The sequence below is a fragment of the Aquimarina sp. RZ0 genome (genome assembly GCF_008370685.1).
GTDB lineage: Bacteria > Bacteroidota > Bacteroidia > Flavobacteriales > Flavobacteriaceae > Aquimarina.
Map to the genome: position 1 here is coordinate 103,339 of NZ_VTZU01000008.1, position 18,227 is coordinate 121,565.

Below are 18,227 nucleotides of genomic sequence, written 5' to 3' on the forward strand. Positions count from 1 at the left end.
GGAAAACAGCTATTTAAAATTAAAAATGTATTAAAAAAATAATTAAAGGGCGCTACGAAAAGGATTGAAATCAGGGGTTCAGCTTACTTTCTGATTTTTTTTTACTCCCCTAAAAACATTCCTAACTCACAAAAACATTTTTTATTTTGTTAATAACTTTAAAAAAAAAGATCTATTAGACGTTAAAAAAAACATTTTTTTCCTACAAAAAACTATCGTTTCACACCTTGTTTATTGATCCAATTTACATATTGTTTTTTATTTCGATTATGCTGCGCAATAGTTTTTGCAAATTTGTGATAACCAAAATTCTCTACATTGGCTACAAAAAAGTAATACTCATGCTTTTCATAATTAAGAACAGCATCAATTGAAGAAATATCAGGCATTGCAATTGGTCCTGGAGGTAAGCCTCCATATTTATAGGTATTATACGGACTATCAAGCTCTAAATCTTTATACAATACCCGCTTAATAACAGCCTCCCAATCACCTCTATGCTTTTTTATAGCATAAATTACAGTAGGATCTGCATCTAATCTCCAGCCATTGTTATAACGATTCAGATATACACCAGCTACTCTGGGGCGTTCATCAACCTTGGCCGTCTCTTTCTGTACAATGGAAGCCACAACCACTACCTCAGTAGGAGATAACCCTATTTCTTTTGCTTTCGCTCTTCTTACTTTGTTCCAGAATCGATTATACTCCTTAAGCATTCTCTCCCTAAATTGTACTGCTGATGTATTCCAAAAAAACTCATATTTATTCGGAATATACATTGCCAATGCAGTATCCTCTGTAAATTCATTTTCCTTTACAAAAGTTTCATCTTTAAAAACTTTGATTAATGAGATGCTATCAGCTTCTATTTGTTTCGAAATTCTACCGGCCAAATCCTCTAATCTATCCTGATTATTAAAACTTAATTGAATTGGAGTATTTTTACTTCTCAGCACTCCTATAATCTCATTATTATTTAATCCTTGTTTTAATATATAACGACCTGCTTTGATATTTTTTATATACCCTTTCTTATCCGCAATCTTATCAAAACCAAAAGGATCTTTTAACAGGGGATGTATCAATGTTTTTAATTTTGGATATGTGGTTCCTGTAGGAATAATAAGAACCGTACTTTCTGAATCAAAATTAGTGTTAGGAGAGAAAACAGTCTGATACACATAATATGCAAACAACCCTCCACCTACTAATCCTAATAAGGCAATTAACAATAATATTCTTTTAATGTACATATATTAATTGATATAAAAATTCATCTTTATACTCATTCCCCACAAGATTCCATTCTTTTTTTACTCCTATTTTCTGAAAACCCGCACCTTCAAACAATTTTATACTAGCTATATTATCGTCTACAACATTGGCATATAATTGATGGAGACGAAGGTGAGTCTTACCATATTTTAGCACAAGCCCCAGAGCTTCTCTACCATACCCTTTTCTTCGATGCGACTCTTCGACAATAAGTATACCTACTCCTGCCCTGTGATGAGTGGGATTAAAATCAAATAAATCAATAAGACCTAAACACCTATGATCATTAGTACAAATCATTAATCTCAATTGTTTAGCCTCATAGATATCCTGATGTGCATTTTCTAAATATTGTTTGATCAAAAATCTGGAATAGGGAGTTTGAGTCGTACTCATTTCCCAGATTCGTTCATCATTTTCTATTAGGTAAATAAAATCTAGATCTTCTGGCTCGAGTGCCCGTAAATAAATATGCTCGCCTTTTAGTGTTAACATTCAATACTTCCTTTAAAAACTAAAGCTGCCGGACCAATAAGAAAAACATCTTTATATCCCCCAACGGTTTCTCGAAAAGTCACTTTCAATTCCCCTCCTGGAGTTTTTATAACCACTTCTTCTTCTGCTGTTTTTTTTGTGGCGTGCATTGACAACGCAACAGCCGTTACTCCGGTTCCGCAAGATAAAGTTTCATCCTCAACACCTCTCTCATAAGTCCTCACAGCAAAGACATTATTCTCTTGCTGTTCTACAAAATTAACATTACTTCCGGTTTCAAAATATGGAGCACCATTTCTAATTTTACGCCCTATAGTAGCAACATCATATTTTTCTATATCCTGAACCATGGTGACATGATGTGGAGAGCCTGTATCTAAAAATAAATGAGAATCATATTTTTGTATAGAAGTGATATCTTGCATCTGCAAATGAACAAGCCCCTCTTTAATTTCGGCTTTATGCTTTCCATCAATCGCAGTAAAAGTTGCTTTATCCTTTATTATCTCAAGAAAAGCAGCAAAAGCTACCAAACACCTGCCGCCATTACCACACATAGAACTTTCATTACCATCTGCATTAAAATACACCATTGTAAAATCATCTTCTGTATTCTGAGGAAGTTCTAACAGCATCAAACCATCTGCCCCTATCCCAAATTTTCTGTCACAAAGTCGTGCAAATAGTTTGGTATTATTTTTGGATACGATGGATTGTCTGTTATCAATAATAACAAAATCATTACCTGTTCCTTGGTATTTATAAAAAGTAAGGTTCATTACATTTAATCTATTAAGGCAACAAAGGTACAAAGAATGTAAAAATAATACTGCTGTTAACAGCACGTTAAATATGTGAAAAAAACATACTATAATTGTAATTTTAAAAGTTATAGAGAGTCTATTATAGAGAACTATTATAATTAAACAAAAAGAAAAGAAGATGAAAAGATTTTTGAACTTATTGGTTATTGCTATTCTAGCTGGAGGATTAACATTAGGAGCGTACAAATTATTTTTGGAACCTGATCCTGTTGTTATCACTCAAAATAATACAAAACCAGAAGCAAGTCTTATACCAGCCACATACTCATCAACAAATTTGAATACTGCAAACACGAATGTAGATTTTACAGTGGCCGCAGAAAAAACCGTAAATGCTGTAGTCCACGTAAAACAGTATGGAATTACCAAAACTCCAAGGAATCTTATGGAGTTTTTTAGAAATGGCGGTTCTACCGAAAGAAGAATTCAGGGAGCTGGATCGGGAGTAATTATTACTGAGGATGGTTATATTGTAACAAATAATCACGTAATTGATGGAGCTACTGATCTGGAGGTCACTCTAAATGACAACAAATCATACAAAGCTGAAATCGTAGGTACTGCAAAGCAATACGACATAGCATTACTTAAGATTAACACGGATAAAAAGTTGTCATATATACCTTTTGGGGATTCTAATTCTGCTAAAATCGGAGAGTGGGTATTAGCTGTTGGGAACCCTTTTAATCTAACTTCTACAGTAACTGCCGGTATTATTAGTGCCAAATCAAGAGACCTCAATGAATATGATGAAGATATTCAATCTTTTATACAAACAGATGCTGCAATCAATCCAGGAAATAGTGGTGGTGCTTTGGTAAACACAAAAGGAGAATTGATTGGTATCAACACAGCAATTACATCACAAACAGGAAGCTATGTAGGATATGCCTTTGCTGTTCCATCTAATAATGCTCGCAAAATTGTAGAAGATATTCTGGAATTTGGAGATGTACAAAGAGGAATTTTAGGAATACGAGGTGGAACTATAAACCCGCAAGCTATGGAAGAATTTGGTATTTCTGTTTCTCAGGGAGTTCTAATTGCAGATGTAGAAGAAGATAGTGGCGCAAAAAAAGCTGGCCTTAAAAAAGGAGATGTTATCAGAGAAATAGATGGATTACCAATACGTAAATTTTCTGATCTAACCGGGTATGTTAATAGCAAAAGCCCTAATGATATAATCAACGTTAAGGTTATAAGAAAAAATGATGAACTAAACCTACCCGTAAAATTATCTAAATATATAATTCAGCGATATAAAATTGAAGATGTTGGTGTAGAAGTAGCTAATCCAAATAAAGAATATCTAGAAAAATTCAATCTGGATCATGGTGTTATCATTAGTAAAGCACTAAGCCCTAAAATGCAACGATATAACCTGGAAGGTTTAATTATTAGTGAAATTGATGGTAAAAAGGTAAAAAACGTACTAGAAGTAAAACAAATTATAGAAAGTAAGTTTCCGGAAGATGATATAACCATCAGTCTTATTAATAGCGATGGTGAAAAACGTGAATTTGTTTTTCAGAATTAGATAAAGAACACATTATAAACAGATAATCCCATTACCTTTAATTTGGTAATGGGATTTTTTTATATAAAAAGACTTTACGAAAACGTTTGAAATTTATATTTTTGCGCGAAATTTCAAGATTATAAAACACCTCGAGGCAAGCCTCGCAGCATTTAAATCTCGATTATCGAGCAAAAAAAATACACTATGAGTTCTAACGAAGTTTATGAAAAAGAACTTGCCTTCCAGGCAGACAGACGTCGCGCTACCGTGGCTTTTATTAAAATAGTAAGTGATTTATGGTATGACAACTCCATTGAGTTAGTACTTTTCCGCAATCAGTTAATTGACAAGAATGTAAGCGAAATCCTTAATCTGCACGAATATGCTGGTGAGTTCGTTCAGAAACCAATTTCTATTTTTGACTCGGTAGAAATTGCTCAGGCAATTAAATTAATGAATCTACCTCCTGCCAAATTAGATATTGGCAAACTTACTTATGAGTATCATATTGCAGGTAATGAGTTTGATTCTGCAACCAGTTTTGTAATGACAAAATTGAAGGACGCCAAAGAATTTAAAAACATATCACCAAAAGATGTCGTTTTATTTGGTTTTGGGCGTATTGGTCGTTTGGTTGCACGAGAATTAATGACTATTACGGGCAAAGGAAGCCAATTAAGATTACGAGCTATTGTAACCAGAGGTTCTATTACCGAGGAAGTTTTAGAAAAAAGAGCTTCCTTACTTAGAAATGATTCTGTACACGGCGATTTTGCTGGTCTGGTCGAAGTTGATATTGCAAATAGTGCGCTAATTATAAATGGTACTACTGTAAAAATTATCAGCACTAACAATCCAGAAGATATTGACTACACATCTTATGGTATTAACAATGCATTGCTAATTGACAACACAGGCGTTTATAGAGACAAAGAAGCATTAAGCAGACATTTAATCGCAAAAGGAATTGACAAAGTTTTACTAACTGCTCCCGGGAAAGGAATTCCTAACATTGTACATGGAGTAAACCATAAAGAACATTCTCCCGACAGCATCAATATTTTTTCTACCGCCTCTTGCACGACTAATGCAATTACACCTATTTTACAAGCGGTAGACGAAAGTTTTGGGGTAATACACGGACACTTAGAAACGATACACGCATACACTAATGATCAAAATTTGGTCGACAATATGCACAGTAAATATCGCAGGGGTCGGGCTGCAGCACTAAATATGGTCATTACAGAAACGGGGGCAGGAAAAGCAGTATCCAAAGCTTTACCCAATTTTGAAGGCAAATTAACTTCTAACGCTATCAGAGTACCTGTACCCAATGGATCTTTAGCTATTTTGAACCTCAAACTAGATAAAAAAGTATCCAAAGGCAGTATAAATGCTGTCATTAAAAAATATGCATTAGAAGGAAACCTGGTCGAGCAAATAAAATACTCCCTTGATAATGAATTAGTTTCCAGCGACATTATTGGTTCTTCAGCACCATCAATTTATGATAGTAATGCCACAATTGTAGACACCAAAGGCAAAAATGCTATACTATATGTATGGTATGACAATGAATATGGATATAGTCATCAGGTAATACGTTTATCTAAATATATAGCCAAAGTAAGACGTTATACATATTATTAGAAATCACAAACATCCAATGTAGCTACAAATTCACTATCAAAAGCTGTTGTTCTAATAGGCTAACAGCTTTTGATGTATACGATTTACAAAAAAAGCTCATTCATTACAATGATAAAAAAAATAACAAAAGTATTTGCTAGGCCTAACACTTTTGTTATTTTCTTTAATCTGCACTTCCTAAAACTTTTAAATTACTCACAATATCGTATATTTATTATCGTTAGAGTTAATTAAAGACTAACGTAAATTTAAAATACGTTTAAGGTTTTGATTAATAAAAATTATTAAATAGTATAAGTTTTCTTTTGAGCATTAGAAACATTTAAAATTCGCACATGAAATTACCAAAGTATCTATTAGTACTAATAGCACTCTTCCCTATCTTTGAAACAATACAGGCACAAGAAGAAACTCTTACAACTGAACAGGTTCTGCTACAAAAAAATATCGAAACACAATTTGATGTTGTTATCAAAAAATCTGGAAAATACCAGGAATATAAGGTCGTAAAAAGAACTTGGTTAGATAAATTAAAAAAAAATACCGTTGATTCAATAAAAACATTAGAATCAAAGCTAAACACTTCTAATCAAAAAATAACAGAACAACAAACTACCATTTCTAATTTAGAAGGAAATCTCGCTAAGACAAATGAAAGCCTCTCTGCTGTTACAGAAGAAAAGGATACAATGAGTTTTCTGGGGATATCGTTGACCAAAGGTAGTTACAAAACTATGATGTGGAGTATTGTAGGAGGTCTTTTGGCATTTTTAGCTTTTTTCGTTTTCAAATTTAAAAACAGTAATTCTATTACCATAGAAGCAAAAAAAGTTTTAGCAGAGACAGAAGCAGAATTCGAAGATCATAGACGCAGAGCGCTAGAGAGAGAACAAAAAGTAATGCGTAAACTTCAGGATGAGATCAACAAACAACGTAAAGCCGGAGCAAAATAAATCACCAATCCTACTAAAACATAGTATATAATTAGTTTCTTTTGCATCTTTGCAGCTCTCAATACAAAAAGATGCGAATAGACATAATTACCGTTGTACCTGATATCTTAAAAAGTCCTTTTGAAGCCTCTATAATGAAAAGATCTATAGAAAAAGGATTAGTCGACGTACATTTCCACAACCTAAGAGACTACACTACTGATAATTACAAAACTGTAGATGACTATCAATTTGGCGGAGGAGCAGGCATGGTAATGATGATAGCACCTATTGATAAATGTATCTCTAAGTTGCAATCAGAAAGAACATATGATGAAGTTATCTATATGACTCCAGATGGAGAGACATTAAATCAAGGGACTGCGAATCAACTATCTTTACAAGGGAATTTAATAATCCTTTGTGGTCACTATAAAGGAGTCGATCAGCGTGTCAGGGATCATTTTATTACTAAAGAAATATCTATTGGTGATTATGTGTTATCAGGCGGAGAATTAGGAGCTCTAATTTTATGCGACGCGATCATTAGGTTAATCCCAGGCGTATTAGGCAATGAAACTTCTGCCTTAACCGATTCTTTCCAGGACAATCTTTTAGCTCCTCCTATTTACACCAGACCTGCAGAATACAAAGGGTGGAAAGTTCCTGAGGTATTAACATCTGGTAATTTTCCAAAAATCGAAGCTTGGAGAGAAGAAAAAGCATATGAACGAACCAAAGAAAGAAGGCCAGATCTCTTAGATGATTAACCCCTTAAGAATCAACACCGAAAGAAATATAAAAAACACTTGTAAATTACTAAATAATACTTACTTTTGCACCCTGATTAGAATAACCTCTGGCGAGAATCGTGAATGTTATTTTAATAAAAACAAGTAAACTATCTCAAAATGGAAGATTTAGTAAAATTCGTACAAAACGAATTTGTTACAAAAAAAGAATTCCCTGAATTCGCAGCCGGTGACACGATCACTGTTTATTATGAAATTAAAGAAGGAGCTAAAACACGTACACAGTTCTTTAGAGGAGTAGTAATCCAACGAAGAGGTTCTGGATCTAGTGAAACATTTACCATAAGAAAAATGTCAGGAACTGTTGGTGTGGAACGAATTTTCCCGGTAAACCTACCTGCACTTCAGAAAATTGAAGTAAACAAAAGAGGAAAAGTTCGTAGAGCACGTATATTCTACTTCAGAGAACTTACAGGTAAAAAAGCTCGTATCAAGGAGAAAAGAAGCTAATTCTCCATTAACTATAATATATAAGAAAACGGCGTCTTTTGATAGCCGTTTTTTTATGAACAAAAGTTAACATCTGTGGTTGATAACCGGTTGATAATTAAACATACTCGTTACTAAAATCAACTAAGCAATTTTTAGTATATTTAGAATAGAAAAATATATAAGATTTCATGAATGACACAAGGAATTCTGATTATATAATTTTTCTTATATGTTCTTTGAACACATACATAAACCATCTTAAAATTAGGATAAATATAAAATGAAAGTTATTTTTTTGAATACATCATTGAAATCACTTTAAACCTGATAAAGTTTTAAAATAATTTCAAAATGAAATTCAAGGGAAAAAATTAAGTTTTGACACCTTGTTAATTTTAAGGAGGTATCAGGCTATCTAGAGATAAAAACTAAATCTACGCAAGTACTTTAGAAAAGAACTCTCAATAGTCTTTTTGGGTAATACTAGATTATACAAATTATTATTTGACAAATCCATACCTACCCGAAACAGAAATAATTATTTATGGTATAATCTAACGAAAGTTATTATTTTATGGCGGGTAAAACAGCTGACTTAATTTTATTTCTGAACAAAAGCCATATCAAAGTATTCGTATTCTGATATGGCTTTTAATTTTTTAAGAGATATTCTTAATAAGATATCAAAATTTTGCTACTATCTCTTTTTACACCCTATCTTTTTTAAAGATTTTCAATTCATTGATACTAATCACAAAACTAACAATGCACAGGTTGCATTTACTTGCCTATATTTGTATCTTCGCGCTCGGAAAATTAACTTCAAATAATATCGCAGAAAGCACATAGTGCTCCTCAAGACAAAAAAGAGGATAAATATTGTTTGTCCAAGAAAAGTTAAACGACTAATGTTTCCTTAAGAAATAATATAATTATAAGGTATTATAAACTTTCGGGTACGGATCACCTTATCAAAAACTAAAAAATATGGGAATTAAAACCTCAAAAATTGTTTACACTAGAACTGATGAAGCGCCTGCATTAGCAACGTTTTCTTTCTTACCTATTGTTGAAAGATTTACCAAGACTGCTGATATAATTATAGAAACTAAAGACATATCCCTGGCGGCAAGAATCCTTTCTGTATTCCCAGAAAACCTTACGGACACACAAAAACAGGCAGATACTCTAAAAGAACTAGGTGAACTTGCTCAAAAACCTGAAGCAAATATTATTAAACTTCCTAATATTAGTGCATCAGTTCCTCAGTTAAAAGCTGCTATTGCAGAACTACAATCACAAGGCTTTGATATCCCTAATTACCCGGAAGAACCTGAAAATGAATCTGAAAAAGAAATAAAAAATCGATTTGATAAAATAAAAGGTAGTGCTGTAAATCCAGTACTTAGAGAGGGCAACTCTGATCGTAGAGCTCCTAAACCTGTAAAACAATATGCCAGAAAAAACCCTCATTCTATGGGTGTATGGAATAATGATTCTAAAACCCACGTAGCAACTATGAATGGTGGTGATTTTAGAGCTAACGAAAAATCAGTTACTGTTACCAATGCAGATGATGTAAGAATAGAATTAGAAGATAACCAAGGTAATATTTCCGTTTTAAAAGAAAAAACTCCTCTTCTTGAAGGCGAAATAATCGACGCTACTGTTATGAGTAAGAAAGCACTTATTGCTTTTCTCGAAGAACAAATTGCAGATACCAAAGAAAAAGAAGTACTCCTTTCTTTACACATGAAAGCAACTATGATGAAGGTATCTGACCCCATTATTTTTGGCCATGCGGTAGAAGTATTCTTCAAAGATGTGTTTGAAAAGCATAGAGATCTTCTCGAAGAAATAGGTGTAGAAATCAATAATGGTTTTGGTGATCTTGCAAATAAATTGGATAGAATATCTGACGCCTCCAAAAGAGCAGAAATAGAAGCCGACATACAAGCTTGTTATAAAAACGGTCCTAAACTGGCAATGGTTAATTCTAGTGAAGGTATTACCAATTTACACGTACCAAGTGATGTTATTATAGATGCCTCCATGCCAGCTATGATTCGTAATGCCGGTCAAATGTGGGATGTAGACGGAAACCCGCAAGACACCAAAGCGATCATACCCGATAGCAGTTATGCAGGAATATATCAGGAGACCATTGATTTTTGTAAAAAACACGGAGCTTTTGACCCCACAACGATGGGAACAGTTCCTAATGTTGGATTAATGGCAAAAAAGGCTGAAGAATATGGATCTCACGATAAGACCTTTGAAATCAAAACAGATGGAGTAGTTCGTGTAGTAAATACATCTGGAACAATCTTGATAGAACATAGAGTAGAAGAAGGAGATATCTGGCGCATGTGCCAGACAAAAGATGCTCCTGTAAAAGATTGGGTAAAACTTGCCGTAAACAGAGCAAGAGCCACAAAAACACCTACTATATTTTGGTTAGACAAAAACAGAGCACACGATGCTGAGTTGATCAAAAAAGTAGAAATATACTTGCCTGAGCACGATACCGATGATTTAGATATTCAAATCATGTCTCCTGTAGATGCCACACGTTTCTCATTAGAAAGAATAAAAGATGGTAAGGATACTATTTCTGTAACCGGAAATGTACTACGTGATTATAATACAGACCTCTTCCCTATTCTAGAACTTGGAACCAGTGCAAAAATGCTCTCCATTGTACCATTAATGAATGGTGGTGGTTTGTTCGAAACCGGAGCTGGTGGATCTGCTCCCAAGCACGTGCAACAATTTAATAAAGAAGGACATCTAAGATGGGATTCTCTTGGTGAGTTTCTAGCACTTGCCGTATCACTGGAGCATCTGGGAGAAACTAATAATAATTCTAAGGCCTTAGTAATTGCCGAAGCACTAGATAAAGCAACCGAAAAGTTTTTAGAAAATAAAAAATCTCCTTCCAGAAAGGTAAATGAGTTAGACAATAGAGGAAGTCATTTTTATCTTGCTTTATATTGGGCCCAAGAACTTGCAGAACAAACCAAAAACAATGAGCTCAAAGAAGAGTTTAGTGCCATTGCTAAACAATTAAGTGATAATGAATCTAAAATAATTGACGAATTAAATAATGCACAAGGTAGCCCTGTAGAAATGGATGGCTATTACTGGCCTGATACAGTTAAAGTTGCGAATGCAATGCGCCCTAGTGACACATTTAATAAGATTATATCATAAAACAAATTACTTTTACAATAAAAAAGCCTGTAAACATCGATCTACAGGCTTTTTTTTATGCTTTAAACTCAAAAAATAAAGAAAATATATTCGCCGGATGCAACCCTCTACTTTTTGAATTGTCAATAGTAATAAACAGGAAAGAAAAAGTAACTTTAAAGAAACTTACACCAATCATTGGAAACCAACATCCTGCATACGCATAAAGAACTTGTAGAAAAAAGCAAGTCAGGAGACAGAAACTCTCAGTATCAATTATATGAGCTTTATGTGAATGCCATGTATAATGTAAGCATGAGAATGTTAGGAATCAAAGAAGATGCCGAGGATATTGTACAGGATAGTTTTATAACAGCTTTTAAAAATTTGCAATCATTTAGATATGAATGCACTTTTGGGTCTTGGTTAAAAAGGATCGTAATTAATAAAAGTATTAATCATTTGAAATTAAAAAAGATAGCGCTTGCGCCATTAGAAAATCACGAGTATTATATCTGTGAAGATATAAACGAACCAATTGAGAATATGGATATTCATAAAATAAGGGCAGCTATTAAAATGTTACCTCACGGATATAAGCAAATCATAAACCTATATCTGATAGAAGGATATGATCACGTAGAAATTTCTGAAATACTCAGCATCTCTGGCTCTACTTCTAAATCACAATATCACAGAGCAAAGAAAAAGTTAATTCAGATTATTAACACACTATAGTATGGATAGTTTTGAAAAATATATAAAAGATAACAAACAACAGTTTGATGAACATAAAGTGGATAGTGCAAAACTATGGAAAGGCATTGAATCCAAATTGAATCCTCCAGGAATAAAAACAAGAAGGCTCTGGCAATCTCCGGTATTCAAAGTAGCAGCCGGTATTTTAATAATAGTAGGCATATTCTCTCTTGCAAATCCATCTGTTTTTTCAGGAATTAATTCCAGCAATCAAAATGATCTGGTAAGCCAAGAACTAAACGATATCGATACCTATTATAAAGGATTAGTTTCATTTCAAGTACAACTGGTAAAAAAGAGCACCAAATTACAACCAGAAGACAAAAAAGAATTTTTATCATTTATGGAAGAACTGGATGATGAATATCTCCTTTTAAAAGAAGAGATGAAAGAGAATCTTAATAATGAATACATACTAGAAGCTATTATAAAAAACTACAAAAAAAGAATAGAGTTAATAGAAAATCTATTAGAACAAATTAATCTCCCAAAAAAAGCGAATGATCATGAAGGATATATTCTATAAAAAACTCCTGTTCTCATTACTACCATTACTACCATTACTAGTGATGAATAGCCTTCAGGCGCAACAAGACGTATCCAGAACCATTCACAAACTCTATGATTTTACCAATTCAGGAGAATTACAGGTAGAAAATAAATATGGGAATATTGTAGTAAATGGATGGAATCAAAATAAGATACAGATAACTGTAGATATTATGGCCACCAAAAAAAATGAAGAAGATGCAAAAGAGCTCCTGGCCAGAATAAAACCTTCTATAACTTCTTCTCCTGATTTTATAAATATTTTTTCGAATATCGAAGAAAAAAATAACGGTTTTTTCTCTCGTATGATCAACAAAGCCAATCCTTTTGATGTTGATAGAGGAAGCGTTCAGATTGATTATACCATTCACCTCCCTACAAATGCAGATGTACAGGTAATTAATAAATTTGGAGATATTATCATTAATGATTGGAACGGGAAACTAAAAGTTAATTTACAACATGGTGATATGTGGATTAATAATAACCTAAATAAAGCCACTATAGAAATAAAGTTTGGCAAACTACAATCTAAAGAAATTTCCTATGCAAATATCAAATTAAAAAACAGTGAATTAGAGATTGAAGAATCAAAAGATTTAAGCATTATGAGTAATGGATCGACTATCAATATCAATGAAGCAATTAATCTTGAAATTTATTCCAGTAAAGATAAAGTCACTATTGGAAACCTGGAAAGAATTCAAGGTGAACTCAGTTTTTCTAATATGAGACTTAAGCAAGTGAAAGAAGATATCAACTTAAGGATGGATGTTGCCGATCTTGTAATAAATAAGATTATAAAACCAGATGCTAATATTACGATAAAACAAAAATCTTCAGAATTAAATATTAATATCTCAAATCTTAGCTTTGATTTTAATGCCTATCTGCAAGAGGGTTTATTAAGAATACCGAAATCCTTTACTAATATTAAAACAACCATTATTGATAATAGAAGTAAATTAAGAGATGTAACCGCCTCCTATGGCAGTGGAAAAAAAGGAAAAATTCAAATCACAGGAAAAAAAGGCGTCATTCTTATCAAAGAATTATAACCTGTCAAAAATCTTAAAATTTTAAAAATACAATCAAAAAACAACTATTATTAAAAGTACCTGTCAATGATAGTAAATCTAACAAATCAACAATCATGAAACATCTAAAAAAAACCGTATTAATCTTTATAATACTTATTGCATATCAGATAAATGCTCAAGAATCTAAAAATGATAATTATATAGAATTTAATGATCGAAAAAATATAGTACATGGTGTCTATCTGGGGTTTAATCTTGGTACTGGAGAAATTGATGGAGAAGAGACAGGCTTAGTTGGTTTAAAATTAGCCTATGTAGCAAATAGACAAATAGAGGCAGGTTTTGCTATTAAAGGATTTTACTCTCAGCAAAATTTACCAGGAATATCAGCCTCTAATAATGAAGATCTGGTGGGAGGTTATACAGGTTTTCATGTAGAACCAATACTATTTAGCAAATCAAGAATAAACCTTTCTTTTCCATTATTGATTGGAGCTGGATTCGTTGGGTATATAGATGGTAAATTTGAAGAGACCAATGAAGATTTTAACGAGGATGATTATGATTGGGATACCATCTTTGTTACCGAACCAGGGATAAGTTTATTGTTTAATATATCAAGATATGTACAACTAGAAGCAGGTGTGAAATATAGATTTTCCAGTAAATTTAGTATTCATCCTAACGGAATTAATCGAATTAATGGATTTTCTGCAGATTTAGGCATAAAAGTTGGTGTATTCAATTTAGGAAGAAATCGATACAAAAAAAATATTCCAAATGAATAATAATCAAAACAAAACTAAACTCAGAAAATTAAGTGTAGCCTATGTTTTCTCTAAAGACAATCAGGTATATATAAAAAACGACACCTATACAGAACTCATTATAGACAGCTCTGATCAAGAAGAGTGGTTTCCTGTTAACTTTCGATGGAAAACATCTTGATATTTAAAAGTAATGTACTTCTTATTTAATTTCAATATATGCTTAAATTTGCAGCTTATTTTATTATTGTACATTTACCATATTAATATTTAGTGACAAAATATTTTCTTTTGAAAAAACATACATCTTTTAACTTAGCTATAATATTCTTTTTATTAATTCAGGCTACAGTATTCAGTCAGGAGAAATTTACAATTAGTGGAACCATATCCGAGCAATCCAGTAATGAAACACTCATCGGTGTAAATGTTCTCTTTCCGGAAATAGGTAAAGGTGTTGTTACTAATGAATATGGTTTTTATTCTATCACCTTATCAAAAGGAACCTATAAATTATTAGTAAGTTATCTGGGGTTTAATGATATTTCTAACGAAATCAATCTAAATAAAGATTTGAAGTTAAACTTTCAACTAACCGAAGCCTCAGAAATGTTGGAAGAGGTAATCATCACAGAAAATGTAGAAAAAGTAAACATCAAGAATCCACAGATGAGTCTCAATAAGCTTTCTGCCGGAACTATAAAAAAAATACCCGTAGTTCTTGGAGAAGCAGATGTCATCAAATCTATTATTCTGCTACCTGGAGTTACCAGCGGTGGTGAAGGCGCATCAGGTTTTAATGTAAGAGGTGGTAGTGCAGATCAGAATTTAATCCTTCTGGATGAAGCTACCATTTTTAATTCTTCGCATTTATTTGGGTTTTTCTCGGTTTTTAACCCCGATGCGATTAAGGATATCAAATTATATAAAGGAGGGATTCCTGCAAAATATGGAGGAAGAGTATCTTCGGTTTTGGATATTTACCAAAAAGAAGGAAATAGTAAAAAATTTCGGCTAAGCGGAGGTTTGGGGGCGGTTGCCAGCCGATTATTAGCAGAAGGACCTATTGTAAAAGACCGAGGTGCTTTTTTGGTGGGAGGAAGAGCCTCATATGCCCACTTATTTCTACCTCTTTTTGACAATGATAACAGTGCGTATTTTTTTGATCTTAATACCAAATTAAACTATAAAATCAACGAAAAGAATAATATCTATTTATCAGGATATTTTGGTAGAGATGTATTCAGTATTTCTGAAAGTTTTAGAAATATTTATGGGAATACGGTTGTCAATCTAAGATGGAATCATTTATTTTCTGCTAAATTATTTTCTAATCTTTCTTTAATATATTCTGATTATTTTTACGGATTAGAACTTGATTTTGTAGGTTTCAAATGGGATTCCGGGATTCGAAATTTTAATATCAAATATGATTTTAAGCATTACCTCAGTGATCATTTTCAGCTCAACTACGGTATTAATAACATATACTATCGATTTAATCCAGGTGAAATCAGGCCTAATAGATCTGATTCAGGAATACGGCGAGATAAACTAACAAATAAATTTGCTAATGAATTTGGAGCCTATGTAGATGCAGAGCATAGAATATCAGATAAACTAACATTACAATATGGTCTCCGACTGAGTAATTTTACAAGATTAGGGCAAGATGCGCTTAATCTTTATGCAAATGATAATCCTCTGCTCTTTAATAGCGAACTAGAGATATATCAGGCGGCAGAACCTATAGATACCCTGAGAACCAGTAGCGCCAGTACCATAGAAAATTTTGCTAATCTCGAACCTCGAATTTCGCTGGCATATGCTTTTAATGACAATACTTCTATCAAAGCAAGTTATAATAGAATAGCGCAATATCTACACCTATTATCTAATACCAGCTCCCCTACCCCACTAGATGTGTGGGCTCCCAGCGGGAAATATGTAAAACCTCAACTATTGAATCAATATGCCGTTGGATATTTTAAAAATATTCAAAACAATGCATACTCTATAGAAACAGAAATTTTTTATAAGGATATAAAAAACAGAATTGATTATATTGATGGAGCAGAATTAATTGCCAATAATTCCATTGAGCAGGATATCCTAAATGGAGAAGCCAGAGCGTATGGTTTAGAACTATTAATTCGTAAAAATGAAGGGAATTTTACTGGTTGGTTAGCATATACATTATCAAAATCAGAACAACGTACACCCGGGAGAACCCCAGAAGAAACAGGTATTAATAATGGAAAATGGTATAATACCCCCTTTGACAAAACACATGACATCTCTTTTAATGGGAGTTATGAATTAAATGATAAATGGTCATTCAACACCAATTATGTATTACAAACGGGGCAACCTACCAATTTTCCTACGGGACAATTTGAGTTTCAGGGTTTGGTAGTTCCTATATTTGATGGTGACAGAAACGGACAGCGATTGCCTACATTTCATAGAATGGATATCTCTGCTACGATGACACCACGAAAAAATAAGAATAGAAAATGGCAAGCTGAATGGATATTTAGCATTTACAACCTATATAATCGTAAAAACGCTGCTTCCATTAGTTTTAGTCAAAATACGGAAACTCTGGCTAATGAGGCTGTACGAACTTCAATTTTTGGAATCGTACCTGCTGTGACTTATAATTTTAAATTTTAACTTGATGAAAAAACTACTTTATTATAGTATGATTATCATCGCAGCTATAGGATGTGAGGATGTCATAGACGTAGATGTCCCTAATGGAGACCCCAGATTAGTGATTGATGCTTCTTTTGAATTTTCTAAAGACGAAGATGGCCTTCTTGATTTTAGCCAGGACGAAATCAGACTTACGCTATCTGCACCTTTTTTTGATGAAAATATACCTACTGTAAGTAATGCCACCATATTCATTACGAATCTCAGCCGGGATTTAGTGCTTACCTTTAGGGAATCAATTTTTGAACCTGGAATTTATAGACCTTCAAATGGGAGTTATTCTTTTAATTTTGGAGATGAATATGAACTAACCGTAATATATGATAATCAAACGTACAAAGGAATAACACAGATTGCTCCTTCTTCTCCTATTGATGCTGTTATACAAGGTGATGGAACTCTTTTTGATGATGATGATATAGAAATCGAACTCTTTTTTACAGATGATGGTGATATAAACAATTATTATTTATTTGATTTTGATTTTAATCTATTTCTTACCAGTGAAGATCGATTTTATCAAGGACAGTCTTTCAACTTTTCTTATTTTTATGAAGACAGAGATATTAACGCTGGTAAAGAAGCTGAAATAAAAATTTTGGGTATAGACAGACAATATTTTGATTACAGTACTATTTTGATAGAACAAAGTGAACAAGATGGTGGAAACCCTTTTCAGCCCCCCCCAGTAAGAATCCGTAGCAATATTATCAACACGACAAACCCTGATAATTATGCACTCGGCTATTTTAATCTTTCTGAAACATACAGCTTCCTTTTTACTTTTCAAGAACAGTAAACTACCTCTGGGCAAGCCCACGAGGCATTTATTGAAAAAAACATGTTGATTTCGAGGCAAGCCTCGGAACATTTAAATCTCGATTATCGAGTAAATTTTTATTAATTGTATTCTTAATTGTAAGTAAAAAAATAATGGATATAATTCTACAACACTCATAACCATACAATTAGATGTGAAACCCTAAAAAACGCACATTGATTAGTTACAATGAATTAAAAAAATAAACCGCTATGAATTTGAAATCCATAGTTTTAAACAAAAGAATGGAATTCTTTATTCACATTACTCTAATATCCAATTATCTTCCTCTGATACGATTTACAACTAAAAATTTCGCATATTCATCGTTTCTTTTTCCTTTCTACTTCGTTTAAAAAATAAACCGTAGCTATAGCTATGCTTGATTTTTTTGCCTTGCATAAAGAAAAAATAATTCAATGAATTTATACGAATTT

Annotated in this window: 16 protein-coding genes; 13 read left to right on the forward strand and 3 right to left on the reverse strand. The window is 32.8% G+C overall.

Annotated elements, in window-relative coordinates; translation table 11 throughout:
- Nucleotides 1–212 precede the first annotated feature (212 nt).
- The 3 genes from mltG to dapF are packed head-to-tail and all read right to left on the reverse strand — an operon-like array spanning nt 213 to nt 2,552.
- Nucleotides 213–1,256: an endolytic transglycosylase MltG gene (mltG, locus tag F0000_RS05215; RefSeq protein WP_149623651.1), complete on the reverse strand. Its 1,044-nt coding sequence runs from the start codon at nt 1,254–1,256 to the stop codon at nt 213–215.
- On the reverse strand, nt 1,246–1,773 hold the full coding sequence (locus F0000_RS05220) for a GNAT family N-acetyltransferase (protein ID WP_149623652.1): 528 nt from the start codon (nt 1,771–1,773) through the stop codon (nt 1,246–1,248). The genes mltG and F0000_RS05220 overlap by 11 nt, the downstream gene beginning before the upstream one ends.
- Nucleotides 1,767–2,552 carry a diaminopimelate epimerase gene (gene dapF / locus F0000_RS05225; RefSeq protein ID WP_149623653.1) on the reverse strand — a complete coding sequence of 262 codons (786 nt, stop codon included), beginning with the start codon at nt 2,550–2,552 and terminating at the stop codon, nt 1,767–1,769. The genes F0000_RS05220 and dapF overlap by 7 nt, the downstream gene beginning before the upstream one ends.
- Nucleotides 2,553–2,715: 163 nt before the next feature.
- Here dapF and F0000_RS05230 point away from each other — a divergent pair, with 163 nt between their 5' ends.
- From F0000_RS05230 to F0000_RS05285, 13 genes are all read left to right on the forward strand, one after another.
- The gene (locus F0000_RS05230) at nt 2,716–4,134 is read left to right on the forward strand and encodes a trypsin-like peptidase domain-containing protein (protein ID WP_149623654.1); all 1,419 of its coding nucleotides are present in this window, start codon (nt 2,716–2,718) and stop codon (nt 4,132–4,134) included.
- A gap of 186 nt (nt 4,135–4,320) precedes the next feature.
- On the forward strand, nt 4,321–5,769 hold the full coding sequence (locus F0000_RS05235) for a glyceraldehyde-3-phosphate dehydrogenase (protein WP_149623655.1): 1,449 nt from the start codon (nt 4,321–4,323) through the stop codon (nt 5,767–5,769).
- 335 nt (nt 5,770–6,104) lie between these two features.
- On the forward strand, nt 6,105–6,722 hold the full coding sequence (locus tag F0000_RS05240) for a tRNA (guanine-N1)-methyltransferase (RefSeq protein WP_149623656.1): 618 nt from the start codon (nt 6,105–6,107) through the stop codon (nt 6,720–6,722).
- Nucleotides 6,723–6,793: 71 nt separating this feature from the next.
- Nucleotides 6,794–7,471, forward strand: coding sequence for a tRNA (guanosine(37)-N1)-methyltransferase TrmD (gene trmD / locus F0000_RS05245; RefSeq protein WP_149623657.1), 678 nt, complete (start codon nt 6,794–6,796; stop codon nt 7,469–7,471).
- A 141-nt stretch (nt 7,472–7,612) separates the two neighbouring features.
- Entirely contained in the window at nt 7,613–7,963 is a 351-nt protein-coding gene (gene rplS, locus F0000_RS05250) for a 50S ribosomal protein L19 (RefSeq protein WP_149623658.1), read from the forward strand.
- Between the two features lie 969 nt (nt 7,964–8,932).
- The gene (locus F0000_RS05255; RefSeq protein ID WP_149623659.1) at nt 8,933–11,158 is read left to right on the forward strand and encodes an NADP-dependent isocitrate dehydrogenase; all 2,226 of its coding nucleotides are present in this window, start codon (nt 8,933–8,935) and stop codon (nt 11,156–11,158) included.
- A gap of 177 nt (nt 11,159–11,335) precedes the next feature.
- Nucleotides 11,336–11,875: an RNA polymerase sigma factor gene (locus F0000_RS05260; protein WP_255452625.1), complete on the forward strand. Its 540-nt coding sequence runs from the start codon at nt 11,336–11,338 to the stop codon at nt 11,873–11,875.
- A gap of 1 nt (nt 11,876) precedes the next feature.
- Nucleotides 11,877–12,422: a hypothetical protein gene (locus F0000_RS05265; RefSeq protein WP_149623660.1), complete on the forward strand. Its 546-nt coding sequence runs from the start codon at nt 11,877–11,879 to the stop codon at nt 12,420–12,422.
- The gene (locus F0000_RS05270) at nt 12,403–13,503 is read left to right on the forward strand and encodes a hypothetical protein (protein ID WP_149623661.1); all 1,101 of its coding nucleotides are present in this window, start codon (nt 12,403–12,405) and stop codon (nt 13,501–13,503) included. Before F0000_RS05265 ends, F0000_RS05270 begins: the two co-directional genes overlap by 20 nt.
- 95 nt (nt 13,504–13,598) lie before the next feature.
- Complete coding sequence (locus F0000_RS05275) at nt 13,599–14,273, forward strand: hypothetical protein (protein ID WP_149623662.1); 675 nt, start codon at nt 13,599–13,601, stop codon at nt 14,271–14,273.
- Nucleotides 14,266–14,433, forward strand: a complete 168-nt coding sequence (locus F0000_RS27615) for a hypothetical protein (protein ID WP_188112023.1) — start codon at nt 14,266–14,268, stop codon at nt 14,431–14,433. The genes F0000_RS05275 and F0000_RS27615 overlap by 8 nt, the downstream gene beginning before the upstream one ends.
- Nucleotides 14,434–14,573: 140 nt before the next feature.
- Nucleotides 14,574–16,928 (forward strand): TonB-dependent receptor, encoded by a 2,355-nt coding sequence (locus tag F0000_RS05280; RefSeq protein WP_149623675.1) that lies wholly within the window; start codon nt 14,574–14,576, stop codon nt 16,926–16,928.
- A 4-nt stretch (nt 16,929–16,932) separates the two neighbouring features.
- The gene (locus tag F0000_RS05285; RefSeq protein WP_149623663.1) at nt 16,933–17,769 is read left to right on the forward strand and encodes a DUF4249 family protein; all 837 of its coding nucleotides are present in this window, start codon (nt 16,933–16,935) and stop codon (nt 17,767–17,769) included.
- Nucleotides 17,770–18,227: the final 458 nt, after the last annotated feature.

Excerpts from the sequence above, each read along its gene's own strand:
- mltG (WP_149623651.1), bottom strand. The coding sequence starts at position 1,256 with ATGTACATTAAAAGAATATTATTGTTAATTGCCTTATTAGGATTAGTA.
- F0000_RS05220 (WP_149623652.1), bottom strand. The coding sequence starts at position 1,773 with ATGTTAACACTAAAAGGCGAGCATATTTATTTACGGGCACTCGAGCCA.
- dapF (WP_149623653.1), bottom strand. The coding sequence starts at position 2,552 with ATGAACCTTACTTTTTATAAATACCAAGGAACAGGTAATGATTTTGTT.
- F0000_RS05230 (WP_149623654.1), top strand. The coding sequence starts at position 2,716 with ATGAAAAGATTTTTGAACTTATTGGTTATTGCTATTCTAGCTGGAGGA.
- F0000_RS05235 (WP_149623655.1), top strand. The coding sequence starts at position 4,321 with ATGAGTTCTAACGAAGTTTATGAAAAAGAACTTGCCTTCCAGGCAGAC.
- F0000_RS05240 (WP_149623656.1), top strand. The coding sequence starts at position 6,105 with ATGAAATTACCAAAGTATCTATTAGTACTAATAGCACTCTTCCCTATC.
- trmD (WP_149623657.1), top strand. The coding sequence starts at position 6,794 with ATGCGAATAGACATAATTACCGTTGTACCTGATATCTTAAAAAGTCCT.
- rplS (WP_149623658.1), top strand. The coding sequence starts at position 7,613 with ATGGAAGATTTAGTAAAATTCGTACAAAACGAATTTGTTACAAAAAAA.
- F0000_RS05255 (WP_149623659.1), top strand. The coding sequence starts at position 8,933 with ATGGGAATTAAAACCTCAAAAATTGTTTACACTAGAACTGATGAAGCG.
- F0000_RS05265 (WP_149623660.1), top strand. The coding sequence starts at position 11,877 with ATGGATAGTTTTGAAAAATATATAAAAGATAACAAACAACAGTTTGAT.
- F0000_RS05270 (WP_149623661.1), top strand. The coding sequence starts at position 12,403 with ATGAAGGATATATTCTATAAAAAACTCCTGTTCTCATTACTACCATTA.
- F0000_RS05275 (WP_149623662.1), top strand. The coding sequence starts at position 13,599 with ATGAAACATCTAAAAAAAACCGTATTAATCTTTATAATACTTATTGCA.
- F0000_RS27615 (WP_188112023.1), top strand. The coding sequence starts at position 14,266 with ATGAATAATAATCAAAACAAAACTAAACTCAGAAAATTAAGTGTAGCC.
- F0000_RS05285 (WP_149623663.1), top strand. The coding sequence starts at position 16,933 with ATGAAAAAACTACTTTATTATAGTATGATTATCATCGCAGCTATAGGA.